21 protein-coding genes are annotated in these 25,256 nt (G+C 62.2%); 8 read left to right on the top strand and 13 right to left on the bottom strand.

Features of this window, described 5'->3' with window-relative positions:
* Nucleotides 1-131 precede the first annotated feature (131 nt).
* The 4 genes from lexA to AAEZ05_RS26985 are packed head-to-tail and all read left to right on the top strand — an operon-like array spanning nt 132 to nt 5,863.
* The gene (gene lexA / locus AAEZ05_RS27000; RefSeq protein WP_045057612.1) at nt 132-749 is read left to right on the top strand and encodes a transcriptional repressor LexA; all 618 of its coding nucleotides are present in this window, start codon (nt 132-134) and stop codon (nt 747-749) included.
* Nucleotides 749-1,366 carry a translesion DNA synthesis-associated protein ImuA gene (imuA, locus tag AAEZ05_RS26995; RefSeq protein ID WP_045057611.1) on the top strand — a complete coding sequence of 206 codons (618 nt, stop codon included), beginning with the start codon at nt 749-751 and terminating at the stop codon, nt 1,364-1,366. The genes lexA and imuA overlap by 1 nt, the downstream gene beginning before the upstream one ends.
* A 7-nt stretch (nt 1,367-1,373) precedes the next feature.
* Nucleotides 1,374-2,789 (top strand): Y-family DNA polymerase, encoded by a 1,416-nt coding sequence (locus AAEZ05_RS26990; RefSeq protein WP_122840665.1) that lies wholly within the window; start codon nt 1,374-1,376, stop codon nt 2,787-2,789.
* On the top strand, nt 2,765-5,863 hold the full coding sequence (locus AAEZ05_RS26985) for an error-prone DNA polymerase (RefSeq protein WP_350649621.1): 3,099 nt from the start codon (nt 2,765-2,767) through the stop codon (nt 5,861-5,863). The genes AAEZ05_RS26990 and AAEZ05_RS26985 overlap by 25 nt, the downstream gene beginning before the upstream one ends.
* Before the next feature lie 46 nt (nt 5,864-5,909).
* On the opposite strand, the gene AAEZ05_RS26980 is transcribed toward AAEZ05_RS26985, so the two are convergent.
* The 7 genes from AAEZ05_RS26980 to AAEZ05_RS26950 form a co-directional block, all read right to left on the bottom strand.
* Nucleotides 5,910-6,569 (bottom strand): flavin reductase family protein, encoded by a 660-nt coding sequence (locus AAEZ05_RS26980; RefSeq protein ID WP_045057608.1) that lies wholly within the window; start codon nt 6,567-6,569, stop codon nt 5,910-5,912.
* Between the two features lie 10 nt (nt 6,570-6,579).
* A complete protein-coding gene (locus tag AAEZ05_RS26975) occupies nt 6,580-8,079 on the bottom strand; it encodes an amidohydrolase family protein (RefSeq protein WP_236695820.1) in 1,500 nt (499 codons plus the stop codon).
* Nucleotides 8,076-9,266, bottom strand: coding sequence for an amidohydrolase family protein (locus AAEZ05_RS26970; RefSeq protein ID WP_045057607.1), 1,191 nt, complete (start codon nt 9,264-9,266; stop codon nt 8,076-8,078). The genes AAEZ05_RS26975 and AAEZ05_RS26970 overlap by 4 nt, the downstream gene beginning before the upstream one ends.
* Before the next feature lie 138 nt (nt 9,267-9,404).
* The gene (locus AAEZ05_RS26965; protein WP_045057606.1) at nt 9,405-10,457 is read right to left on the bottom strand and encodes an extracellular solute-binding protein; all 1,053 of its coding nucleotides are present in this window, start codon (nt 10,455-10,457) and stop codon (nt 9,405-9,407) included.
* A gap of 17 nt (nt 10,458-10,474) precedes the next feature.
* Nucleotides 10,475-11,263 carry an ABC transporter permease gene (locus AAEZ05_RS26960; protein WP_045057605.1) on the bottom strand — a complete coding sequence of 263 codons (789 nt, stop codon included), beginning with the start codon at nt 11,261-11,263 and terminating at the stop codon, nt 10,475-10,477.
* The gene (locus AAEZ05_RS26955; RefSeq protein ID WP_205892863.1) at nt 11,260-12,177 is read right to left on the bottom strand and encodes an ABC transporter permease; all 918 of its coding nucleotides are present in this window, start codon (nt 12,175-12,177) and stop codon (nt 11,260-11,262) included. The genes AAEZ05_RS26960 and AAEZ05_RS26955 overlap by 4 nt, the downstream gene beginning before the upstream one ends.
* Nucleotide 12,178: 1 nt before the next feature.
* Nucleotides 12,179-13,264 (bottom strand): ABC transporter ATP-binding protein, encoded by a 1,086-nt coding sequence (locus AAEZ05_RS26950; RefSeq protein WP_045057603.1) that lies wholly within the window; start codon nt 13,262-13,264, stop codon nt 12,179-12,181.
* Between the two features lie 140 nt (nt 13,265-13,404).
* Here AAEZ05_RS26950 and AAEZ05_RS26945 point away from each other — a divergent pair, with 140 nt between their 5' ends.
* From AAEZ05_RS26945 to AAEZ05_RS26935, 3 genes are all read left to right on the top strand, one after another.
* A complete protein-coding gene (locus tag AAEZ05_RS26945; RefSeq protein WP_045057602.1) occupies nt 13,405-14,094 on the top strand; it encodes a GntR family transcriptional regulator in 690 nt (229 codons plus the stop codon).
* A 211-nt stretch (nt 14,095-14,305) separates the two neighbouring features.
* Nucleotides 14,306-16,417 (top strand): hybrid sensor histidine kinase/response regulator, encoded by a 2,112-nt coding sequence (locus AAEZ05_RS26940; protein WP_350649618.1) that lies wholly within the window; start codon nt 14,306-14,308, stop codon nt 16,415-16,417.
* A 47-nt stretch (nt 16,418-16,464) separates the two neighbouring features.
* The gene (locus AAEZ05_RS26935) at nt 16,465-19,086 is read left to right on the top strand and encodes an excinuclease ABC subunit UvrA (RefSeq protein ID WP_350649616.1); all 2,622 of its coding nucleotides are present in this window, start codon (nt 16,465-16,467) and stop codon (nt 19,084-19,086) included.
* A gap of 184 nt (nt 19,087-19,270) precedes the next feature.
* On the opposite strand, the gene AAEZ05_RS26930 is transcribed toward AAEZ05_RS26935, so the two are convergent.
* The 6 genes from AAEZ05_RS26930 to AAEZ05_RS26905 are packed head-to-tail and all read right to left on the bottom strand — an operon-like array spanning nt 19,271 to nt 24,695.
* The gene (locus AAEZ05_RS26930; RefSeq protein ID WP_350649614.1) at nt 19,271-21,214 is read right to left on the bottom strand and encodes a response regulator; all 1,944 of its coding nucleotides are present in this window, start codon (nt 21,212-21,214) and stop codon (nt 19,271-19,273) included.
* Nucleotides 21,204-22,076 (bottom strand): sensor histidine kinase, encoded by an 873-nt coding sequence (locus AAEZ05_RS26925; protein ID WP_045057598.1) that lies wholly within the window; start codon nt 22,074-22,076, stop codon nt 21,204-21,206. The genes AAEZ05_RS26930 and AAEZ05_RS26925 overlap by 11 nt, the downstream gene beginning before the upstream one ends.
* Complete coding sequence (locus tag AAEZ05_RS26920; protein ID WP_350649623.1) at nt 22,069-23,079, bottom strand: ATP-binding protein; 1,011 nt, start codon at nt 23,077-23,079, stop codon at nt 22,069-22,071. Before AAEZ05_RS26920 ends, AAEZ05_RS26925 begins: the two co-directional genes overlap by 8 nt.
* Nucleotides 23,076-23,480, bottom strand: a complete 405-nt coding sequence (locus AAEZ05_RS26915; RefSeq protein ID WP_045057597.1) for an anti-sigma regulatory factor — start codon at nt 23,478-23,480, stop codon at nt 23,076-23,078. The genes AAEZ05_RS26920 and AAEZ05_RS26915 overlap by 4 nt, the downstream gene beginning before the upstream one ends.
* A complete protein-coding gene (locus AAEZ05_RS26910; RefSeq protein WP_045057596.1) occupies nt 23,477-23,839 on the bottom strand; it encodes an STAS domain-containing protein in 363 nt (120 codons plus the stop codon). Before AAEZ05_RS26910 ends, AAEZ05_RS26915 begins: the two co-directional genes overlap by 4 nt.
* 4 nt (nt 23,840-23,843) lie before the next feature.
* On the bottom strand, nt 23,844-24,695 hold the full coding sequence (locus AAEZ05_RS26905) for an STAS domain-containing protein (protein ID WP_045057595.1): 852 nt from the start codon (nt 24,693-24,695) through the stop codon (nt 23,844-23,846).
* A gap of 213 nt (nt 24,696-24,908) precedes the next feature.
* Here AAEZ05_RS26905 and AAEZ05_RS26900 point away from each other — a divergent pair, with 213 nt between their 5' ends.
* Entirely contained in the window at nt 24,909-25,166 is a 258-nt protein-coding gene (locus AAEZ05_RS26900; RefSeq protein ID WP_122840651.1) for a hypothetical protein, read from the top strand.
* The last annotated feature ends 90 nt before the right edge of the window (nt 25,167-25,256 follow it).

Here is a 25,256-nt window from a genome sequence, read left to right as displayed (position 1 = left end):
AGGAGAAGATTTCGACACGGCCAAGCTTTTCAGCGAAAAACACCTGCTGAAAGCTTGACCGGTAACAGAGTATCTACGGGATGAGGTTATGGATGGATGGTGCTTGTCACCAAAACCGCAGAAGAGTACAAATGTACTCCATGACGACTTTAACTCCCCGCCGTAACGCCATCCTGACCTTCATTCGCGATCGAATCGCCGAACACGGTCAGCCTCCAAGCCTCGCCGAGATCAGCGAGGCGTTCGGTTTCGCCTCCCGAAGTGTGGCGCGCAAGCACGTGCTGGCGCTCACCGAAGCCGGGTTCATCGAGGTCAACCCCCATCAGGCCCGGGGCATTCGTTTGCTCGGCCAGGCGGCACGCCCGGAACTGCTGGACATCCCGGTGCTTGGCCGGGTGGCGGCGGGGGCACCGATTGGTGCCGATGCCGAGGTTGACCGGCGCTTGATGCTCGACCCGGCGATCTTTTCCCGGGTGCCGGACTACATGCTGCGGGTCCAGGGCGACTCGATGATCGAGGACGGCATTCTCGATGGCGACCTGGTAGGGGTGCATCGCAGCGCCGAAGCCCTGAATGGGCAGATCGTCGTGGCGCGGCTCGATGGTGAAGTGACCATCAAGCGATTCGAGCGCGTGGGCGAGACCGTCCGGCTGTTGCCACGCAACCCCGCCTATGAACCGATCATCGTCGAAGCCGATCAGGACCTGGCCATCGAAGGGGTGTTCTGCGGTTTGGTGAGGCAAGGGTAATGGGTGCCGTCGTTGCGCTGGATACGCTGTTCAATGGCGGCCAGGTCTGGAGAGGCCGGCCTGCGCCCCCGGCCGCCAGCCCGCAACCCACCGGGCACGCGGTGCTGGATGCCGCGCTGCCCACCGGTGGCTGGCCGGAAGCGGCACTGACTGAAATTCTCCTGGCCGGGCAGGGCGTGGGTGAATTGCAACTGGTGTGGCCGGCCCTGGCGCGGTTGTCCGCAGCGGGGGAGCGGATTGTCCTGGTGGCGCCGCCCTTTGTTCCCTACCCACAAGCCTGGGAAAACGCCGGGGTCGATCTGCGTCAGCTGTCCATCATCCAGGCCAGCGAGCGCGATGCCTTGTGGGCAGCGGAGCAGTGCCTGCGCTCCGGCAGTTGCGGCGCGGTGCTGTGCTGGCCGCATAAAGCCGATGACCGTGCATTGCGTCGCTTGCAAGTGGCAGCAGAAACCGGCTCGACCCTGGCGTTTGCCTATCGCTCGATCCAGGAGGCCATCAACCCTTCGCCTGCGGCCTTGCGCATCGCCATCGATGCGCGCCCCGCGCAACTGCGCGTGCTCAAGTGCCGGGGCGGGCTGGCCCGTTCGGCGCCAATCGCCTTTGCCGTGGGGCATTGAGGTTGCCATGCGTTGGGTATGTATTCTCTTCCCGCAATTGGCGCTGGACGCGGTCTTGCGTCAGCGCAGCGACCCGGATCAACCGCTGGCGCTGTTGACCGGCCCGGCCCAGCGCCGTGTGTTGCAGGCAGTCAACGCTTCTGCACGGGCACTGGGCTTGCGTCCAGGCCAGTCAATGACTGCCGCCCAGGCATTGAGCAAGGCCTTTGTCACGGCGGAGTACGACGCCGCAGAAATCGAACACTGGCAGCAATTCCTCGCGGCCTGGGCCTATCGGTTCAGTTCCCAGGTCAGCGTGCATTACCCCCGTGCGCTGGTGTTCGAGATCGAATCCAGCCTGGGCCTGTTCGGCCCCTGGTCGCAATTCGAGGCCCGCTTGCGCAGCGAGCTGGGGGAGCTGGGTTTTCGCCATCGCATAGTCGCAGCCCCCAACCCGGTGGCCGCACGGGTATTGGCCAACCTGCATGACGGTCTGGTGGTCGCGGATGACGCCGCCTTGCAATGGCACCTCGCGCAATTGCCCATCGACCGCATTGCCCTGGAACCGACGGTAGCCACGGCTTTGTCGCGCATGGGGCTGCGCACCCTGGACCAGCTGCAGGCTTTGCCGCGTAACAGCCTGGCACGGCGGTTCGAAGCCCGTGTACTGCTGCACCTGGACACCTTGTGCGGGATCCGGCCATTGGCCCTGGCGTTCTACCTGCCACCTGACCGTTTTGATGTGCGCATCGAGCTCAATTTTGATGTGCAGTCCCACCAGGCGTTGCTGTTTCCATTACGCCGCCTGACCGGCGATCTCGCGGCGTTCCTGTGCGGGCGCGACAGTGGCGTACAGCGTTTTGACCTGCACCTGGAACACTCAGGCTTGCCTGACAGCGTGATCAAGGTCGGCCTGCTCAGCGCCGAGCGCGATCCGGCGATGCTCTTTGAACTGGCCCGTGGGCGGCTGGAGCAAGTGCAGGTGCAGGCCCCGGTGCGCGGCTTTCGCTTGCGAGCCGAAGACTTGCCCGCCTTTGTGCCCCAGCATCAGGAGCTGTTCGACGACCGCCCGCAACAGTCCTTGCCCTGGGAGCAATTGCGCGAGCGCTTGCGGGCCCGGCTTGGGGATGATGCGGTTCACGGCTTGCGCTTTCAGGCCGACCACCGACCTGAATGTGCCTGGCAGGCCGGGGCCGATAACCAGCGCGGCAACGGGTTGTGCGGTGTGCAACGTCCAGGGTGGCTGCTGACTGAACCGCTGGCGGTGCAGGAAGGGTCGGCGCGCATTGTCATGGGGCCGGAGCGAATCGAGTCCGGTTGGTGGGATGGCGGCGATGTGCGACGCGACTATTACCTGATTGAAACCCGCTCCGGCCAGCAGGCCTGGGCCTATCGAGCGGTAGGCGAGGGTGGTCCATTGTGGCTGCAGGGCTGGTTCGCATGACCAGCACCTACGCGGAACTGCATTGCCTGTCGAACTTCAGCTTCCAGCGCGGCGCATCCAGTGCGCTTGAGCTGTTCCAGCGGGCAAAAAAGCAGGGCTACCAGGCGCTGGCCATTACTGATGAATGCACGCTGGCAGGCATCGTCCGTGCCTGGCAGGCGGCCAGGTCGGTGGACTTGCCGCTGATCATCGGCAGTGAAATCCGCATCGAGAACGGCCCGAAACTGGTGCTCCTGGTGGAAAATCTCGAGGGTTATCAGCACCTGTGCCGGCTGATCACCCGGGCCCGACGTCGTACGCAGAAAGGTCAGTATCAGGTGCTGCGCGAAGATTTCAGCGAGCCGTTGCCGGGTTTACTGGCGCTGTGGGTGCCTGATGCTGTGGATGATACGGGCAGTGGTCAGTGGCTGCGGCAAGTGTTTGCTGAACGTCTGTGGCTGGCGGTGCAGTTGCACTGTGGGCAGAATGACCGGCGCCGACTGGCCGACCTGATGAGCCTGGCGGGCGAGCTGCAAATCCCGATGGTAGCCAGCGGCGACGTGCACATGCATGTGCGCGGGCGACGCGCGCTGCAGGACGCCATGACCGCCATCCGCCATCACGTGCCGGTGGCAGCGGCCGGTTTACGCCTGCACCCCAATGGCGAGCGGCACCTGCGCAGTCTCGATGCACTGGACGCGCTCTATCCCCAGGCCTTGCTCGACGAAACAGTCGTGATCGCCCGGCGTTGCACCTTCGACCTGAGCCAGTTGCGCTACCAATACCCACGTGAGCTTGTGCCAGAGGGGCACAGCGGGGTTTCGTGGCTGAGGGTACTGACCGAGCGCGGGATTCGCCAACGTTGGCCCGAAGGTGCGAGTGACAAGGTTCGGCAACTGATCGACAAGGAACTGGGCCTGATCGCCGAGCTGGGTTATGAAAGTTATTTCCTCACCGTGCATGACATCGTTGCGTTTGCCCGACGCGAGCGCATTCTCTGCCAGGGACGCGGCTCGGCGGCCAACTCTGCGGTGTGCTTTGCCCTGGGCATCACCGAGATCGACCCGGCACGCATGAACATGCTGTTCGAGCGTTTCCTCTCCAAGGAGCGTAACGAACCGCCAGACATCGACGTCGATTTCGAACACGAACGTCGCGAAGAAGTCCTGCAATACGTGTTTCAGCGCTACGGTCGCACCCGTGCAGCCCTGACCGCGGTGGTCAGCTCCTATCACGCTGCCGGGGCGGTGCGTGACGTGGCCAAGGCGCTGGGGTTGCCGCCGGACCAGATCAACGCCCTGGCCGATTGTTGCGGCCACTGGAGCGATCAGACGCCGCCATTGGAGCGCTTGCGCGAAAGCGGTTTTGACCCCGAGAGCCCGATTTTGCGTCGGGTGCTCAGCCTCACCGGACAACTGATCGGCTTTCCCCGGCACCTGTCCCAGCATCCGGGTGGCTTTGTCATTTCCGAGCAGCCACTCGACACCCTGGTGCCGGTGGAGAACGCGGCCATGGCCGAGCGCACCATCATTCAATGGGACAAGGATGACCTGGATGCGGTCGGTCTGCTCAAGGTCGATATCCTGGCGCTGGGCATGCTCAGTGCCATTCGCCGCTGTTTTGACCTGTTGCGTCGCCACCGCAACCTCGACCTGAGCCTGGCCACGGTGCCGGCTGAAGACCCCCAGACCTACGAAATGATTGGCCGTGCGGATACGGTCGGGGTGTTCCAGATAGAGTCCCGGGCGCAGATGTCGATGTTGCCCAGGCTCAAGCCCAAAGAGTTCTATGACCTTGTCATTGAGGTGGCGATCGTGCGGCCCGGGCCTATCCAGGGTGGCATGGTGCATCCGTATCTGCGGCGACGAAACGGTGAAGAGCTTGAAACCTATCCGTCCGAGCAATTGCGCGAGGTGTTGAAGCGCACGCTCGGGGTGCCGTTATTCCAGGAGCAGGTGATGCAGATCGCCATTGTTGCCGCCGACTACAGCCCCGGGGAGGCCGACCAGTTGCGTCGCTCCATGGCGGCCTGGAAACGCCACGGCGGGCTTGAACCGCACAAGTTGCGCCTGGCTGCCGGGATGAAGAAAAACGGCTATACGGCGCAATTCGCCGAGCTGATCTTCGAGCAGATCAAGGGGTTTGGCAGCTACGGTTTTCCCGAATCCCACGCCGCAAGCTTTGCCTTGCTGACCTACGCCAGTTGCTGGCTGAAGTGCCACGAACCTGCGGCATTTGCCTGCGCGCTGATCAACAGCTGGCCCATGGGTTTCTACAGTCCCGACCAGATCCTGCAGGATGCACGCCGCCACCATTTACAGATTCGCCCGGTGGATGTGCTCGCCAGTGACTGGGATTGCAGCCTTGAACCCGTTGCCGGGGCGCAGCCGGCGATCCGTATGGGCTTGCGCATGATCAAGGGCTTTCGCGAGGACGATGCCCGACGCATCGAGGTGGCCCGGGCTCGAGGGGCATTTGTCGACATCGCCGACCTCGGCGAACGGGCACGGCTCGAAGCCCGCGCCCAGGAACAGTTGGCCGATGCCGGAGCCCTGCGCGGGCTGGCGGGAGATCGCCATCGCGCGCGCTGGGAAGTGGCAGGGGTGCACAAGCAACTGGGGCTGTTTGCCGGGCTGGCGATGCAGGAGGAGGAACCGGTGGCCTTACCCAAGCCCACGGTTGGCGAGGATCTGCTGGCTGACTACACCAGTGTCGGTACCACCCTCGGCCCACATCCGCTGGCCTTGTTACGCGGCGAGCTGAAAGCGCGGCGCTGTCGCAGTTCCAGGGAATTGCTGGAGGTCGAGCATGGCCGTCCGGTCAGTGTCGCCGGCCTGGTCACCGGTCGCCAGCGACCGGGTACCGCCAGTGGTGTGACCTTCGTCACCCTGGAAGATGAGTTCGGTAACGTCAACGTGATCGTCTGGCGCGACCTGGCCGAGCGTCAGCGAAAAGTGCTGGTGGGCTCGCAGTTGCTCAAGGTCGATGGGCGCTGGGAGCGCCAGGGCGAGGTTCGTCACCTGATCGCCGGACGCATGAGTGACCTGAGTGAGTTGCTGGACGGAATCAGCATTCGCAGTCGGGATTTCCATTGATGAATCCTCCCTCTTTCCTCCTCTCCTACCAGCTCCGACACCGCTCCTATGCTTCGGGCCAGACCCGCTCGCCGCCGCCCGGTGCTTCCGTCCAGGCCTGCAGCGATCGCGTCGGCAAGTCGAAATAGTCCCGGGTGCGCGCATACCCGTGGCCGCCCATACGGCCAATGGCATCCAGGCCCAGTTGATCGATGTACAGGGTTTTCGGGTCGATCAGTTCATCGCGGACATGGACCATCAATACTTCGCCAAAGATGATTTCCCGCGACTGCCCGATCGACAGCGCCATCATCCGCCGGCATTCCAGTGCCACTGGGGCTTCGCCGATTCGAGGGCATTTGACCAGGGTGCCGGGGATGGCCGTAAGGCCGGCAGCGGTCAATTCATCGAAGCCAGGGGCGAAGGGCACGGCGCAGACGTTCATTGCTTCGACCAGGGCATCGCTGACGATATTGACGGTGAATTCCTGATTCAACTGGATGTTGCGCGTGGTGTCCTTGGGGCTCTGGTCGCCATAATTTTCCACGCCCAGGGCAAGGATCGGCGGATCGGCGGACAATGCGTTGAAAAAGCTGAAGGGCGCGGCGTTGATGCGGCCCTCGCCATCGATCGTGGTGACCAGGGCAATCGGGCGGGGCACCACACTGCCGATCAGTATCTTGTATTTGTCCCGAGGGCTCATCGTGCTGAAGTCGAAGCTGTGCATGGGCAGTACTCTAAAGTAAGGGGTCTATAGCGCTTAAAGGCGCGGTTGCGCTGTAGTCGTCGGCGAACGCAATGGCCGGTTTGAACAGGGTTTTCCAGTCCGGTTGGCCTGTGGCCCGGTCGGCATGGCTGCGCATCAGTTTTTCGAATTGTCGCTGGGCCTGGCGTTGCAGGGCGGGGTAGTCGATGCCCTGCACCTGGCCGTCCTGCATCACGCAGCGGCCATCGATATAGCTGGCGATGCAATCGTCTCCGCGTCCGGCCAGCACCAGGTTTTTCAAGGGATCGAACAGCGGGCCCAGGTGCAGGCCGCGCAGGTTGAATATGCTGATGTCGGCCTTGGCCCCTGGAGCCAGGCGGCCCAGGTCGTCCCGCCCCAGTGCCTTGGCGCCACCCAGGGTGGCGGCGTTGTAAAGGTCCAGGGTGCTGGTCAGCGAATTGCCGCCCTCCAGCAATCGGGCGATGTTCAAGCCCTGGCGCATGTTTTCCAGCAGGTCAGCCGGCCAGGTGTCGGTGCCCAGTGCGAAGTTGATGCCCAGGGCCCTATAGCGCCCGAACGAGTTCAGCGCCTCGCCGTCACGGGCAAACACCACCGGACAATGGACCAGGCTGGTCCCGCCATTCACCACGCGCTGCAGGTCCTCATCGCCTGAGGTGTAGATGCCGTGTGGCAGGAGGCTGCGCGGGGTGAGCAGGTTTAGTTTTTCCAGCCAGCCCAGCGGTGAACAACCGTGCAGTTGCTCGACCATCGCGACCTCGCCAAGCCCCTGGCAGCAGTGCAGGCGCACTGGCGCTGCAAGTTCGTGGCTTAAGGCGGCGGTACGTTGCAGTAATGCTGGTGTACAGGTCTGGATGCGGTCCGGCAGCAAAGCGCCGCGAACCAGCCCGCCGTGGGCACCGTCGAAATCCTGGAAAAATCGTTCAGCCGCCGCCAGCCCGGCCAGCCCCCTGGCCTCATCAAAGTGATGCCCCAGGGTTGCGTCGGCACGCCAGTAGCTCATGCCGCTCATGTAGCAAGGGCCGAGGTAGGTCCGCAGGCCCAGCTCGCCGGCAACCTGGGCGACTGCGGCAAACTCGTCGTAGGTCTCGGCCCACTCGCGGTAGTACATCGAGGTGATCGGCATTGCCGTGGTGATGCCATTGCGGATCAGTTGGGTGAAGGCGTAGCGATATTTGAATACCTCCTCCTCTGGACTGAAACTCTCCCGTGGGCCTCGCGCCAGGTATTGCTCGGACCACATGCGGCCCATCTCGCGTTCGTCGCCGTTGTCCAGGGTCAGTACCGTGGAGTCCAGGTCGCCGAGGGCATCCAGGTCGATGAGCCCAGGGCTGATCAGCGCGTTACCGTAATCGATCCATTGTTCGACCGGGCCCGCGTAACCACGCCCGACAAACAGGATGCGCGAGCCTTCGAACACCACCTCGCCATCACGCCATAGCACGTGTTGCCTGCCGTCGAAGCCGACCACACAAGCAGCTTTGAGGCCGATGGTGGTTGCCGGGCGACTCACAGGCGACTGTCCAGCAATCGTCCATCGCAGGCAATCAACTGGCCGTGGCGATAAACCTGGCGCAACGGCCGCGCGACCACTGCTTCGCCCAGCGTCTGCACCGGCATCAACAGGAAGTCCGCCGGGCAACCGAGCTGCAAGCCGTAGTGTTCGATGCCTAAAGCGCGGGCGCCATTGACGGTCGCGGCATCGAACGCTGCGGCCAGTTCATCGTCCTTGTTCAGGTCGAAACGAAAGGCCAGGAGCATCGCCCGTTCCAGCATGTCGCCGTTGCCCATGGGCGACCAGGCATCGCGGATGCCGTCGGAACCCAGACACAGGTTGACCCCGACCTGGCGTAACGCGAGGAACGGTGGCACTGCGCAGTCCGCGGGGGCCGAACTCATCAGCGAAATACCGAGCGCAGCCAGACGCTCGGCCACGGGTTTGACCTGGTTCCAGGGCAACATGCCAAGGCAGTAGGCATGACTGATCATCACCTGTCCCTGGCGTGCGAAACGCTCGGTGTAGTCGGCAATCAGGGTGATCTGCCACAGGCCCAGTTCGCCTTTGTCATGCAGGTGGATGTCCACCCCACGGTCGAATTCACTGGCGAGTTTGAACACGAAATCGAGCTGTGCGACGGGATCATTGTCGATGCCACAGGGGTCCAGTCCGCCGACGTTTTCCACGCCCAGGGTCATGGCTTCGCGCATCAGGTCGGCGGTGCCCGGGCGGCTGATCAGGCCGGTTTGCGGGAACACCACCAGTTGCAGGTCGATGAGGTCGCGGTAGCGCTCGCGCAGTTGCTGCATGGCCTCTACATGGCTCAGGCCGAACTCAGGGTCGATGTCGACGTGACAGCGCATGGCCAGCGAGCCGCGGGCGATGCAGTTTTCCAGAAGCGCGCCAGCCCGTTGGGCGATTGGCGAGTCGACTTCACGCAGCACACGTCGCTCGTTGGCGATGTAGTCCTTGAGAGTCGGCCCGGCGCTGTTCGGGCGCCAGGGCTGACCCCAGAGGGTTTTGTCGAGATGCACATGGCTTTCCACCAGGCCCGGGGTGAGCAGCTGATGACCGCCGTCGATGTCGGTGGCGCTGAGTGCTGAGTTTGTTGCCGGGCGGCGTTGCTTGAGCAGGCCGTCTTCGATCAGCAGGTCTTCGGCGGGGGCACCGTAGGGGCGCACGTTGCGTAGCCATTGGATCATTACGTATCTCCGGATCTTGTGTGGTCAGAGCTGGCTTCATCGCCAGCAGGCTCACTCCCACAATGGATCCGTGGGGGCCAGGACCCCTGTGGGAGCGAGCCTGCTCGCGATGGCCGCACTCGGTTTAGAGCCAGGCAATCAACCCTTGAGCTTCGCCCAAATCCGGTCCTGCAGCTCCCTCGCCTTGTTGCTGCACTCTTTCTCCGGGCGCAGGCGCGAGGCGAACTCGTCTGGCATGTTGATGGCGTCCATGACCTTCCATTTGGCCTCCAGCAGCTTGTCGCTCTGGATTGCGTTGGCATAGGCAATGGCATTCGATACCGCCGCTGCGTTTTCCGGCTTCATCATCCAGTCGATGAAAATCTTTGCATTGCCGGGATGTGGCGCGCTTTTGGGCACGGCGAAGTTGTCCTGGAACATCGCCAGGCCTTCGCGTGGGTAGACGTACTTGATGGTGTTTTTCTGCAGGGTGGCGCGGGCGGTCGAACCGTTCCAGTTCTGCATCATGATCACTTCACCGGAGGCCATGCGGTCGACGGTGTTGTCGGAGCTGTACATCTTCAGGAACGGCTTTTGCTTTTGCAGCAGTTCCAGAATGCGCTTGGCGTCCTGGGGGTTTTCACTGCACTCGTCGACATTCAGGTAATGGCTGGCGGCGTTGATCACGCTGCTGGAAGTGTCGAGGGCGGCCAGTTGGCCTTGCAGTTCCTTGCGCGGCTCGAAAAACTCTTTCCACGAATCGTCCAGCTTGCCGCCGGGCACCCGGGCGCTGTCATAAGAGAAACCGGTGGTCCCCCACAGATAAGGCGCAGAGAACTTGCGTCCAGGGTCGAACGTCGGGTCGCGAAAGGCCGGTTTAACGTACTGGAAGTTGGGCAGGGCAGCGGCGTCGATCTGCAGCAGCAAATCCTGCTTGATCAGGGTTTGCATGATCGACTGCGAAGGCACGATCACATCGTAAGCAGCGCCCCCGGCCTGCAATTTGGCGAGCAGGGTCTCGTTGCTGTCGTAGCCATCCATGGTGACCTTGATGCCGGTCTCTTTCTCGAATTTGGCCAACAGGTCGACCGGGTAATAATCGGTCCAGTTGTAGAAGAACAGCTCCTTGGGCTCGGCGGCTTGCGCAGTAAAAACCGTCAGGCAACTGAGTGCCAGACCGGCGACGCCATAACGCAGGGTTTTGATTTTCATGACAGAACGCTCCAGGGTCATTGGTTTTTGCCGCGCTGTCCCAGCCAGAAGGCCAGCACCACCAGCACGATGGAAATCACCAGCATCAGGGTCGAAATCGCATTGATCTCCGGCGTCACGCCGGCCTTGATTGCCGAGAAGATGTAGACCGGCAGGGTGGTGGAACCCGGGCCGGCAACGAAGAAGGTCATGATGAAATCGTCCAGGCTGACGACAAAGGCCAGCACCGAACCCGACAGCACCGCCGGCCACAGCAGCGGCAGGGTGACCCGGCGAAACACCTGCCATGGGTTGGCGTACAGGTCGTTGGCCGCCTCCAGCAGGCTCTTGTCCAGGTCATTGAGTCGGGCGCGGATCGGCAGGTAAGCGAAGGGGATGCACAAACCAATGTGCGCGACGATCACGGTGAGCAACCCCAGCTTGATGCCCAGGGCCATGAACAGCAGCAGCGTGGCCACCGCAGTGACGATCTCCGGCAGGATCAGGGGCAGGCTGATCCCGCCCTCGACCATCTTCTGCCCATAGAAGGGCCGGTAGGTCGCCAGCGCTGCGAGCAGGGCGATGGCCGTGGCGCAGACCGTGGCGATGCTCGCGACGATGATCGAGTTCAACGCGGCGGTCTGGATTGACGGGTTCGCCAGGATGCGCCCGTACCAGGCGAAGGAAAACTCGGTCCAGACCGTCGCCGAGCGGTTGGCATTGAAGCTGTAGGCGATCAACACCAGGATCGGCAGGTACAGGTAGGCCAGGATCAGCAGGCTGATCTCGCGGGTCAGCGGCAGTTTTTTCAGGTGCAGGGCGATCATAGGGTGGCTCCACGACGCAGGGTCTTGGCCGCATTGCGGCTATAGAGGGCGTACAGCACCAGGGACAGCAGCAGAATCCCCAGTAACAGGAACGACAAAGAGCTGCCCAGCGGCCAGTTGCGTGCGGTGCCGAACTGTTGCTGAATCAGGTTGCCGATCATCAGCGTCTTGCCCCCGCCGAGAATCGCCGGGGTGATGAAGGCGCCCAGGCTCGGCACGAACACCAGCAGCGCGCCGGCGATCACCCCCGGCATCGAAAGCGGCAGGATGATTCGCTTCAGCGCGTGCCAGCGATTGGCGCCGAGGTCGTAGGCGGCTTCTACCAGGCGCCAGTCAAGTTTCTCCAGGGTCGAGTAGATCGGCAGGATCATGAAGGGCAGGAAGCTGTAGACCAGCCCGACGCTAACCGCGAAGTCGTTGTACAGCAGGGTGATGCCACCGGCCTGGGGGAACAGTGCGTTGAGACTTTGCGCGACCCAGCCGTGTTCGCGCAGGATGATCAGCCAGGCGTAGTTGCGGATCAGCAGGTTGGTCCAGAACGGGATGGTGATCAGCAGCACCATGAGGTTGCGCCGGCCCGGGGTCAGGCTGGACATCCACAGCGCCACCGGGAAGCCGAACAGGAAACACAGCAGCGTGGTGCCTGCGGCCTGGAACACCGAGCGCAACAGTGCATGGGCGTACACCCAGTTGAGCTCCAGTTCACCGTCGAAACCTTCCTGGAAAAACAACTGCACATAGCTTTGCAATTGCCAGTCGGCCTGCCAGTCGACTCCGCCGTAGACGTTGCGCGGCAGCAGGCTGATGTAGCCCATGATGCCCAGGGGAATGGCGATCAGGGTGAGCAGGGTAAGGACCACCGGGCTGAGCAACAGCGCACGGCTCAAGGCGGGGGAAGAACTGCTGACGCTCATCTCAGGCCTCCATCAACAGGCAGGCGTGGGGTGGCAGGTTGACGGCGACCCGGTCTCCTACGGCCCGGCCGCGGTTAAGGCCTTCGTTGTTCTCACGCAACATGACCTTGATTTCATTGTTCAGCCGGCACTGATAAAGCGTGGCCGTGCCCACGTACAGAACAGCCTCGATTACGCCCCGCAGGTGATGCGGTTGCATGGGATCGACCAGTTGCGAACGTTCCGGACGAAACGCCAACTGCACGTTGGCACTGTCCAGGCCGTGGTCCTGGCAAGGGATTTCCACCGGCATGCCGTTCGGAACGAAGAGGTTTTCATTGTGCTGGCCGCGCTTGAGGTGCCCGGGAAGGAAATTGATGTCGCCGATGAACTGGGCGACGAACTGGTGTTGCGGGCGCTCGTAGATGTCGTTGGGGCTGCCGATTTGCAGGATCTTGCCCGCCGACATCACGGCGATGCGATCAGACAGGGTCAGGGCTTCTTCCTGGTCGTGGGTGACGAAAATAAAGGTAATGCCGGCTTCTTTCTGCACTCGCTTGAGTTCAACCTGCATTTCCTTGCGCAACTTGAGGTCCAGGGCCGACAGCGGCTCGTCCAGCAACAGCACCTTGGGCTTGGGGGCCAGCGCCCGGGCCAGCGCCACTCGCTGCTGTTGCCCGCCGGACAATTCGGCGGGTTTACGCAGGGACAGATGCTGCATCTGCACCAGCGCGAGCATTTCTTCCACCCTCCGGGCCGTCTGCTTGCGATCAAGACCCTGCATCTCGAGGCCGAAGGCGATATTCTGCGCGACAGTCATGTGTGGAAACAGCGCATAGCTCTGAAACACCGTGTTGACCCGGCGCTTGAAGGGCGGCAGGTCATTGACCGGTTCACCCCCGAGGCGGATCTGGCCATCACTGACATGCTCAAAACCGGCGATGGTGCGCAGCAGGGTGGTTTTGCCGCAGCCGGAAGGGCCGAGCAAGGTAAAGAATTCGTTGTCGGCGATGTCGACCGATACGTTGTCCAGGGCTGGGGCCAACCCGGGATCGTCGGAATACCGCTTGGAAACGTTACGCACTTCGATAGCGATTGGTTGACCCATAATGGTGCAATCCTCTAATTATTGTATGCAATATCTGGATGCAATCTACAAATAACCGGATTAATCTGCCGGTGCAACCCCCTTTTTTCATTGGCCATTCTTTGCCAGAGGGCTGTTGTCCGGCACAAAGGAGTATTCAGATGAGCGAAAAGAAACTTGAGACAACCGTGGACCGCGTCTACCAAGGGGTTTACGAAGCGATCAGCAAGCGTTCGTTACGTCCGGGGATGAAGCTTGGCGAGGCGTCACTGGCCGAGCTTTTTAATGTCAGCCGCACGTCGGTGCGTGCGGCGCTCAAGCAGTTGGAAGCCGACGGGCTGGTGACGACAGAGCCCAATAAAGGTGCATCGGTGTCTTTGCCCAGTGATGAAGAGATTCGTTCGCTGTTTGAAACCCGCCGCCTGATCGAGATCGGCATCGTCAGTGAGCTGTGTCGCCGGCGTGATTCGGCAGTTGCCCAGGACCTGCGCGAGCACCTGCTGCTGGAAGATGAAGCGCACCGCAACGGCGACCACGAGCGGTTGATTCATCTGCTTGGGGAGTTCCACATCAAGCTGGCGCGCAGCCTGAACAACCCGGTGCTGCTCGACTGGTTCCAGAAGCTGATATCCCGGGCCTCGCTGTACGCGGCGGCGCTGGACGACGACAGCCACGAGGCCTGCCGCGATGACGAACACCTGCGGCTGATCGAGTACATCGAGGCGGGGAACCAGAGCGCGGCGATCGAGTTGACCTGCATGCATTTAAACGGCATCGAAAAGGCCATCCTCGACGTCGCCGCCACGCTGAAAACTGGCTACCATCCCCTTAAGCATCTGATTGAAGTGTGATGATGTGGACATTCAGGTAGGAGCTGCCGCAGGCTGCGATCTTTTGATCTTGTTTTGCTAGAGCCAGGATCAAAAGATCGCAGCCTCGTTTCTCTCGACAGCGCCTGCGCGTGCTTCAAACCGCTACGATGTGCATGTAAGCAATGAAACCATTGGCGCCGCGTGCGCTCGAAGCAGACAGGTGTCATTTCAGGGACTAAAGAGTCAGTCGATGCAGTTTCTAGACGCAAGCCACGGGTGTGCCGGCTGGAACGGTGAGATGGCCGGACGCATTCGTGCATTCGACTGGAGCCTGACCGAGCTTGGGCCTGTCCAGAATTGGCAGAAAAGCCTGTGCAGCACCGTGCAGTTAATGCTTGCGTCGCCCTTGCCGATGGTCATGCTCTGGGGTCGGGCCGGGTACATGATCTACAACGACGCCTACTCGGCATTCGCTGGCGGCCGCCATCCTTACCTGCTGGGCTCTCCGGTGGAACTGGGTTGGCCGGAAGTCGCCGAATTCAACCGGCATGTGGTGGACACGTGCCTGGGCGGCGGCACCTTGTCCTATCACAACAAGGAACTGGTGCTGTTACGCAACGGGGTCCCCGAAGATGTCTGGCTCGATCTCTATTACAGCCCGGTGGCCAATGACGAGGGTCGGCCCGCAGGCGTCATGGCGATGGTGGTCGATACCACCGACCATGTCATTTCCGAGCGCCGGCGCCGGGCGGCTGAAGATGCCTATCGCGCCGATAACGAGCGGGTCCGCCTGGCACTCAATGCCGGGGCCTTGCTGGGCTCCTTCGTCTGGGACCTCAAGGCCGACATTCTTTCCGGCGACGAACGATTCGCCCGCACATTCTCCTTTCCGCCAGGCTACGACCTGTCCAACCTGCCCAGTGCCGTCGCTGAATCGCGGATTCACCCCGAGGACGTGGGCTGGGTCCGTGAGCAGGTTAACCAGGCGCAGAAAACCGGTGAACCCTTTAACGCCGAATACCGCGTGTTGCGCCCCGATGGCAGTCATCTGTGGGTCTTGGCCAGCGGTTGCTGCGAGTTCGATGAACACGGCGAACCGTTGCGCTTCCCCGGGGTGTTGATCGACATTCATGTGCGCAAGACGGCTGAAGAGTCACTGCTAAAATTCACCCGCAACCTGGAGCAACGCGTCGCCGAAGAGGTCAGCGCGCGGCTGCAGGCCGAGGAGCAACTGCGTCAGTCGCAGAAGCTCGAAGCCATCGGCGGCCTCACGGGTGGCGTAGCTCACGACTTCAATAACCTGCTGCAGGTGATCGCCGGTAACCTGCACCTGCTGGCGCGGCATGAGCCGGACAACGCCAATGTGCAACGTCGGGTCAAGGCCTCGATTGCAGCGGTCGAGCGCGGGGCCAAGCTGTCCTCGCAACTGCTCGCGTTTGCCCGGCGCCAGCCTTTGTCCCCGGCGGTCTACGACCCTCGGCAAATCTTCGAAGGCCTGGCCGAGTTGCTGCAGCGAGCGCTGGGCGAAACCCTGCAGATCGATGTGCGGGTCCCGCAAGAGTCCTGGCATCTCAACGTGGACCGTAACCAGCTGGAAAATGCCATCCTCAACCTGGCAATCAACGCCCGGGACGCCATGCGGGGCGAGGGAACGGTGATACTCAGCGCCGAAAATGTTGCACTGGACCGCCAGTTCTGTGCCGGCAAGGGCATTGTCGCCGGCGATTATGTGCGGGTTGCGGTGGTTGACACGGGTGTTGGCATGCCACCCCAGGTGCTGGCGCAGGCGTTTGAACCCTTTTTCACCACCAAGGCCGATGGCCAGGGCACCGGGTTGGGCCTGAGCATGGTGTTCGGCTTCGTCAAGCAAAGCGGCGGGCATATCGAGATGTCCAGCTTTGAAGGCCAGGGCTCTCGGGTCGAGCTGTATTTTCCGCGGTGCCTGCGCGGGCTGTCTGTTGAATCAGCGGTGCACGACGCGCAGCATCCAGGTGGCCACGAAACTGTCCTGGTGGTGGAGGATAACGAGGCGGTGCGCGCCGCGGCCGTGGAGCTGCTGCACGAGGAGGGTTACAAGGTGCTGATCGCTGCCAACGGGGACATCGCCATGCAGATGTTGCTGGAAGGCGTAGCGGTGGATCTGATTTTCACTGACGTGGTCATGCCCGGGCTGATCAAGAGCTCGGACCTGGCCGCCTGGGCCAAGGTGCAGAAACCGCCGGTTGCTGTGCTGTTCACGTCGGGGCATACCCGCGACATTATTACGCGCAATCACCAGCTCAGTCCCGATACCCATCTGCTGAGCAAGCCTTATGGGCCGGAAGCGCTGACGCGCATGGTTCGTAATGTCCTGAGCGGTTGATCTGGTAAACCTGAGATTAAGCATCCTCAATCGAATCAAGGCAGCCTATGAATTCCGATCCAACCTCCGGCATGGTCAGGGTGCGCGGTGCCCGGGAACACAATCTCAAGAATGTGGATGTCGATATACCCCGCAATGCCCTGGTGGTATTCACCGGAGTCTCCGGCTCGGGTAAGTCATCCCTGGCGTTTTCTACGCTCTATGCCGAAGCGCAACGGCGTTATTTCGAGTCCGTGGCGCCCTATGCCCGGCGCCTGATCGATCAGGTTGGGGTGCCTGACGTCGACTCCATCGATGGCCTGCCGCCTGCCGTGGCCTTGCAGCAACAGCGCGGCACGCCGAGCACGCGCTCGTCGGTGGGCAGTGTGACCACCTTGTCGAGCCTGATCCGCATGCTCTATTCCCGGGCCGGCAGCTACCCGCCCGGACAACCCATGCTGTATGCCGAGGATTTCTCGCCGAACACACCACAGGGGGCCTGCCCGGAATGTCATGGCCTGGGGCGTGTCTATGAAGTCACCGAAGCGCTGATGGTTCCGGACCCAAGTTTGACCATCCGCCAACGCGCAGTCGCTTCCTGGCCCATGGCCTGGCAGGGGCAAAACCTGCGCGACATCCTGGTCACGCTCGGGTATGACGTCGACAAGCCCTGGCGCGAGCTGCCGAAAAAACAGCGTGACTGGATCCTCTTCACCGAGGAAACCCCGACGGTACCTGTGTACGCCGGGCTCACCCCCGAAGAAACCAGGGTCGCCCTCAAGCGCAAGATGGAGCCGAGTTATCAGGGCACGTTCACCGGCGCCCGGCGCTACATCCTGCACACCTTCACCCATTCGCAAAGCGCGCTGATGAAGAAGCGGGTTGCCCAGTTCATGCTCGGCAGTCCATGCCCCGTGTGCGACGGCAAACGCCTCAAGCGCGAAGCGTTGTCGGTGAAGTTCGCCGGTTATGATATCGGCGAGTTGTCTCAGATGCCCTTGCTGCAGTTTGCCGAGGTGTTGAAACCGGTGGCGGCGCAGAGCTATCTGGACCAGGCCGAAGAAGCGGGTGATGTCTTCACGCCAAGCCAAACCCTGGAAGCCCGGGCCCAGCGCGTCGCCCACGGGGCCAGTGCGCATGCCAATGCGCCGGATGTGCGGCATACGCCTAACTTGTCAGTGGAAAAGCGCCTGGCGGCCCAGCGTATCGCTCAGGATTTGCTGGAGCGGGTCAGCACCCTGACTGACCTGGGCCTGGGCTACCTGGCACTGGAGCGCAGCACGCCGACCCTGTCGTCCGGCGAGTTGCAACGCCTGCGCCTGGCGACCCAACTGGGTTCGCAACTGTTCGGCGTGATCTACGTGCTCGACGAACCCTCCGCAGGCCTGCACCCGGCAGATGGCGAGGCGCTGTTCGATGCCTTGCAACGGCTGAAGGCCTGCGGCAATACCCTGTTTGTGGTCGAGCACGACCTGGAAACCATGCGCCGTGCCGACTGGCTGATCGACGTCGGCCCGGCGGCCGGTGAGCATGGCGGGCGGATCTTGTACAGCGGGCCACCGGCCGGCCTGGAGCAGGTCAAGGAATCGCAAACCCGCGACTACCTGTTCGCCGAGGCAGCGAGCCAGGCGCGCGCCTGCCGCAAGCCAGCCGACTGGCTGCGACTCGAGGGGATCACCCGCAACAACCTGGACAACCTCAGTGTGGAATTTCCGCTGGGCTGTTTCACTTCGGTTACCGGTGTTTCGGGGTCGGGGAAATCGAGCCTGGTCAGCCAGGCATTGCTGGAACTGGTGGGCGCGCACCTGGGCCGCCCGGTGGCTGAGAGTGATGCCGAGGAGCCGAGCCTGGAGGACGATGCGCCCCAGGTCAGTGGCGGTCAGGTGACCGCGGGGCTGACGTCGATCAAGCGCCTGGTGCAGGTCGACCAGAAACCGATTGGCCGTACGCCGCGCTCGAACCTGGCGACCTATACGGGCCTGTTCGACAGCGTGCGCAAGCTGTATGCCGGCACTGATCAGGCGCGGGCGCAGGGCTACGATGCCGGGCAGTTCTCTTTCAATGTCGCCAAGGGCCGCTGCCCCACCTGTGAAGGCGAAGGTTTTGTCAGCGTCGAGTTGCTGTTCATGCCCAGCGTGTATGCGCCATGCCCAACCTGCCATGGTGCGCGCTACAACCCCCAGACCCTGGCTATCACCTGGCAAGGCTTGAACATCGCCCAGGTGCTGCAGCTGACCGTGGATGAAGCGGTGTCGGTTTTTGCCGGGCAAGCTGGCATCCGCCGTTCACTGGAGGTGTTGCGTGACATTGGCCTGGGGTATTTGCGCCTCGGCCAGCCAGCCACCGAGCTGTCGGGCGGCGAAGCCCAGCGCATCAAACTGGCTACTGAACTGCAGCGCAACCAGCGCGGCGCCACCCTGTACGTGCTCGACGAACCGACCACCGGGTTGCACCCGCGGGATGTCGATCGGCTGATGGAACAGCTCAACACCCTGGTGTCAGCGGGGCATACGGTCATAGTGGTCGAGCACGAGATGCGCGTGGTGGCGCAGAGTGACTGGGTGATTGATATCGGGCCCGGGGCAGGGGATCAGGGCGGTAAAATTGTGGTGGCGGGGGTGCCGCTGAAAGTTGCCAAAAGCAGGAAGAGCAAGACTGCACCGTTTTTGGCCAGGACGCTCAACCTGTAGAAGCAAGACCGGAATGAGCAAGATCTGTAAGAACAAGACCTATGAAAGCAAGCCCATGAGAGCAAGATTCTGTGGGAGCAAGGCTTGCCCGCGATGAACGATAACAAGGTCTTGCAGACTCACCGCGCCGCCTTGATCGCGGGCAAGCCTTGCTCCCACAGGTCTTGCCCGCACAAACGGTAGATCAAACCCCATCAATCGTACGCCGCACCTTGTCCAGCAGCTCGTTGATCTGGAATGGCTTGACCAGCATTTCCATGCCGTCGCCGAGGAATACCTGGCGGTTGATCGCGTTTTCCGCATAGCCGGTCATGAACAGGATCGGCAACTGCGCGCGCCAGCCTCGGGCTACGTCTGCCAGCTCGCGGCCGGTCATGCGCGGCAGGCCGACGTCGGTCAGCAGCAGGTCGATCGACGTGTCGTTCTGCAACCGCTCGAGTGCGCTTTCAATGTCGCCGACCTGGGTGCAGCGGTAACCGGCGTCCATCAGCACCTCGGTGACGAACATGCGCACTGACGGCATGTCCTCGACGATCAGCACGTGCTCGCCATCGCCCTGAGCATCTGCCGTGAGTGGGGGGGGCTGGCTGGAGGTCGGGTCGGAAGTGGCGGGCAGCATGATCGTGACTTCGGTACCGCGGCGCGCCACGCTACGGATGTGCGCGTCGCCGCCGGACTGGCGGGCGAAGCCGTAGATGGTCGACAACCCGAGCCCGGTGCCCTGGCCCAACGGTTTGGTGGTGAAAAACGGATCGAAGACCTTGTCGATGACGCTGTGATCGATGCCCGTACCGTCATCGCGTACGGCCAGGGCGACATACGCACCGTCCGCCAGGTTGGGATCTCCGTGGGAGAAGGCGGCATAGGTACTGACCCAGATATTACCGCCCTGGGGCAGCGCATCGCGCGCGTTGATCACCAGGTTGAGCACGGCACTTTCCAGCTGGACCGGGTCGACCAGGGCGATCGCCGCCTTGGACGTCAGCTCAAGTTTCAGGGCGATGCGCTCACCGATGGTGCGCATCAGTAATTCTTCCAGCGAACGCACCTGGGCGTTGATGTCCACCGGCCGGGTGTCCAGTGGCTGCTGGCGGGCAAAGGCCAGCAGGCGATGAGTGAGGGAGGCGGCACTCATGGCAGAGCTCAAGGCGGCTTCGGTATACAACTGGACCTTGTCGGTGCGTGACGCGGCGATGCGCTTCTGGATCAGTTCGAGGCTGGTGATAATGCCGGTCAGCAGGTTGTTGAAGTCATGAGCGATGCCGCCGGTGAGCTTGCCCAGCGCGTCCATCTTCTGCACCTGCAGCAGCTGCGCCTCGGTGCGTGCCCGTTGTGCGACTTCGTTGGCCAGCTGGGTAGTGGCGTCATCCAGGCGCGCCAGGTGCGAGCGCTCACGATGACGGTGCTCGGTGACGTCCTCGACGAACACCAGGCTCAGTTCAGGTGTGCGGTAGGGTGAGAGCTGCCATTCGGTCTCGCGGACTTCGCCGTGCACGCGCATATTCAGCGTGCCTTTCCAGCGCTCGCCATAGGCCAGGCGCAGGCGCAGTTCGTCAATGACCGCGCCCTGGTCCGGGGCAAAACACTCGCGCAGGGCATCCGGGTCGAGGTTGTCCTGCATCAGCTGCGTGAACGCGTGATTGCATTCGTGCACCTTGAGCTGCGCGTCCAGCACCGCGATGGGCGCAGACACATTGACAAAGATTTCCCGAAAACGCGCCTCGCTCTCGCGCAGCGCATTTTCCGTTTCACGCACCCGCAGCAAGGTGCGCAGGGTCGCCAGCAGCACATCCGGGTCCACCGGGTGAATCAGGTAGGCATCCGCGCCAGCGTCCAGGCCGGTGATGATATCGCCAGTCTGGATCGACGCCGCCGACACGTGAATCACCGGCAGCAGGGCGGTGGCGGGGTCGCAGCGCAGCTTGCGCACGATGTCGAAACCGCTCATGTCCGGCAGGTTCACGTCGAGAATCAGCGCGTCGAGGGCGACACTGGCGATCAGTTCGAGGCCCTCGCCACCGGTGCCGGCCTCCAACACCTCATAGCCGTGGATTTCCAGGCGACGGCGCAAGGCGTAGCGCGTGGCGACGTTGTCATCGACGACCAGCAGGCGGATGTCACGTTTCATCTACGGGCTCCATTGCAATTGCCAGCGGGATGATCACGAAAAAGGTCGAGCCCAGGCCCGGCTTGCTCTCCAGGCCGACTTCGCCACCCAGTAACTGAGCAAAGCGTTTGCACAGGGACAGTCCGAGTCCGGTGCCGCGAAGGCGCTTCTGCAGCGGAGAGTCGACCTGGGAAAAGTCCTCGAACAATGCGCCATGTAGCTCCGGGGCGATACCTATTCCGGTGTCGCTGACGGCAAAACGTACGTGAGTAGCGTCGTGCAGCCGTGCCGAGACCCGGACTTCGCCGCGGGTGGTGAACTTCAGCGAGTTGGAAATGAAGTTGCGCAGGATCTGTGCGAGCTTCTTGTCATCGGTGAACAGCTTCGGCAGGCCCACCGGTTCTTCGAAAATCAGGTCCACGGCGCTGGCATCGACAATCGGGCGAAACATGCCGCGCAACGCGGCGAACAGGTCGAACATGTCGAACCAGGCGGGGGAGATATTGATGCGCCCGGCTTCGATCTTGGCCAGGTCCAGCAGGTCGTCGACCATGTCGCTGAGTTCGCGCGCGGCGGTGCTGACAAAGGCCACCTGCTTGTGCTGTTCGGCGCTCAAGGGGCCGTCGAGCTCATCGGTCAACAGGCCGGTGATGCTCAGGATCGAACCCAGTGGTGTGCGGAACTCGTGACTCATGTAAGACAGGAAACGGCTCTTGAGGTCCGACGCCTGGCGCAACTGGTCGGCCTGGGTATCCAGTTCAGCATACAGCGCCAGGACACCCTGGTTGGTCTCGTCCAGTTCCTCTCGCAGGGCATTGGCCTCGGCCTGCAACTGCGCGACCAATGCCGCCTGCTCGTCGTGATTGATGGGTGCATCAGCCATGATGGGCCTCCAGCTCAATGACCACGACCGTGACGTCGTCGCTTGCGCGGCAAAAATCGCGGTGCAAAATGGCGGCAATCACTGCGGGATGGCGGTGCACCAGGCCGGGGCAATCTTGCAGGTTCCAACGGGACTGCAGGCCGTCGCTGTACATGATCAATAGTTGTCCGTTCACTTGAGCATAGTCAAAGGGTTGCGCCTTTCGATATTGCCCACCGACGATGCCGGGGTGGGAAGCCAGGCCGCGTGATTTTCCAGGGGCGATCAGGCAGGCACCGATGTTGCCGATGCCGACGAATTTCAGTGCATCGGCGTCACCGTCGAACTGTGCAATCGCCAGGGCGCCGCCGCGGGTGCCGATCATGTCGCGATGGATGTCTTCGAGCAGCATCACCGGCGTGGTGAACGGCGCCAAGGCGAAGGTCTGTTCACCCGCACGTGCGGCGCGTTCGGCGTCCTCGCCGTGGCCCAGGCCATCGATCACCAGGGCACTGATACGCGGGCCGTCAAAGGCCAGGTGCCAGACATCACCGCAGGCGGGGTCGTTGCGCAGGGAATGCTGGCTGACGCCGAACCGCTGGTCCGCAGCCTTGTCGTTGCGTGGGTACAGCCGGGCCAGCAGCACAGCGCCCCGGGCGTCGGCATACACATCAAAGACTTGGGTCTGGCGCGACACCGCGCCCAGGCCGATGCCCTGGGTACCACCGGTAGAAAAACCGTCGGCCAGGCAGGCCTCCAGGTCAAATCCGTTGGCCCGGTCGATGGCGAGCATTTCAAGCCCGGCACCGGCTGCGCGAGGCAGCACACGCAGGTGCAACTCACCGCTGGCGGCATGTTTGAGGATATTACTGGCAAGTTCGGTGGCGACCAGTGCCACGCGCCCGGCATCCGTGGCGTCGAAGCCGTGCTGCTCGGCGAGTTGCTGCGCGGTACGGCGGGCGTGACCGATCTGGCTGGTGTCTTCGATGGGGAGTACTTGCGTCATCGAACCGCTGATGTTCATACCCATCGTGTGATCGTTATGCGAGTACCCTTGCCGGGCGCGGTATCGAGTTCGAATTCTTCCACCAGGCGTTTGGCGCCGGTCAGGCCAAGGCCCAGGCCACCCCCGGAAGTCCAGCCGTCGGTCATCGCCAGCTTGATATCGGGTATGCCCGGCCCCTCGTCGCGGAACACCAGGCGCAGCCCGGTGCGGGCGTTTTCATCGAGGATTTGCCAATCCATGTCGCCACCACCGCCATACACCATGGTGTTGCGCGCCAGCTCGCTGACCGCGGTCACCATCTTGGTCAGGTCGATCAACCGCATGCCGCATTCAGTGGCCAGCTTGCGCGCAGTCTGGCGCGCGAGGACCACGTCCTGTTCGATTTGAATGGGTTGGCTGCCACTGCTGCGCACGTTCATCGTTCACGTACTCGATCCTGCAGCAGTTTCATCCCGCGTTCGACGTTCAGGGCGGTACTGACGCCCGGCAGGCTCATGCCGAGCTCCACCAGGGTGATCGCCACGGCCGGTTGCATGCCGACCAGCACGGTCTGGGCGTCCATGATGCGCGACAGGCCGGAGATGGTGCCGATCATGCGCCCGATGAACGAGTCGACCATGTCCAGCGCCGAAATGTCGATCAGCACGCCGCGAGCGGAGGTGCGGCTGATGCGCTCGGACAGGTCATCCTGGAGCGTCAGGGCCAACTGGTCGTGCATGTCGACCTGGATGGTCACCAGCAGGAAGTCGCCCATTTGCAGAATTGGAATGCGTTCCATTGGCTCAACCTGCCTTGCTGACAGTCAACCCCAGGCGGGTCAGGGCCAGTTTCAGCGCGTCGGCCAGGTTAGCCTTGGTGACTACGCCTTGCAGGTCCAGGCCCAGGTGCACGATGGTCTGGGCAATCTGCGGACGTACGCCACTGATGATGCAATCGGCGCCCATCAGGCGAATCGCGGTGACGGTCTTGAGCAGGTGCTGGGCGACCAGGGTGTCGACCGTCGGCACGCCGGTGATGTCGATGATGGCGATTTCCGAGCCAGTGTCGACGATGCGCTGCAGCAGCGACTCCATGACGACCTGGGTACGTTGGGAGTCCAGGGTGCCGATCATTGGCAGGGCAAGTACGCCATCCCAGAGTTTGACCACCGGCGTCGACAGTTCCAGCAGTTCTTCCTGCTGGCGCTTGATGACTGCTTCGCGGGATTTCTGGAAGGTGCGGATAGTGTGCATGCCCAGAGCGTCGAGCAGCTCGGAGACTTCCCACAGTTGTTCGGCAAGCAGTGCAGGGTTGTCCTGATAATGATTCTGCAGCATCGCAAACATCGGACCCTTGAGCGAGAAGATGAAACTGGCGGTCTGATGGGAGTCCTGGCCGAGGAGGGCACGGCTGTGGGACAGCTTCTCGAGGAACTGGCGAATCTCGTCCCAGCCTGGGGCAGTAACGTTCTGACCATTGCCTTGTTCCAGGCCGGCGACGATCAGTTGCAGAAATTGCGCAGTCTGTTGCTTGAGGTCCTGTTCCTTGACGTTGCGCGAGGCACCGTTGGCTTCCAGGCGCTGCGCCCAATCAGCCAGCAGTTGATTCTGGTTGATTTTCATTGCATCGAGTGTGCTGGTCTGCAGTGCTGCCATGTGCCTGAACTCCTTGAAATTATTGGCCGATTACGTGAATTTTGGATCGGCGCAAAGCAATGACATTTGCCGTTCGAAATAGTTGTCGTGCTGCGCAGTTATTTATCATCTCACACAGCGTAGGTGATCATGGATGGAACGTTGTTCGAGGCGCAGATTCGAAGCTATAAGGCGAGTGTCTCAGCCTGCCCTGTACTGATGAATGAGGTACCTATGAAAGACGACTCGATGACGCAGCAACAAAATCAAGCGGTGGACCGCAACGATCCGGCGATTGACCCGCAGACCCCCGGTGACAACTCTGCTTCGCAGCAGCAGACCAGCGAGCCGGACAGCGCCGACTCAGCGGTGGATCAGAAGAATCAGCACGACGACAACGACAATGAATTCAGCCCGGGCTTCAAGCCTGAACCGGATCGGGCCAAACCTGGTGATAACACCGATGGCGATATTGATACCGATGGCGGCTAGGCGCGTTGTGGCCTGTCTAGTCCTGAAATAGGTTTACATCTGTTTCACCCCAACGCCCGATGCACCGCATCGGGCGTTTTGTATTTCAAG

This window comes from Pseudomonas sp. HY13-MNA-CIBAN-0226 (genome assembly GCF_040310305.1).
Lineage (GTDB): Bacteria > Pseudomonadota > Gammaproteobacteria > Pseudomonadales > Pseudomonadaceae > Aquipseudomonas > Aquipseudomonas gregormendelii.
Note: the sequence above shows the minus strand (reverse complement) of the source record. Positions and strands in the feature narration are given on the sequence as shown.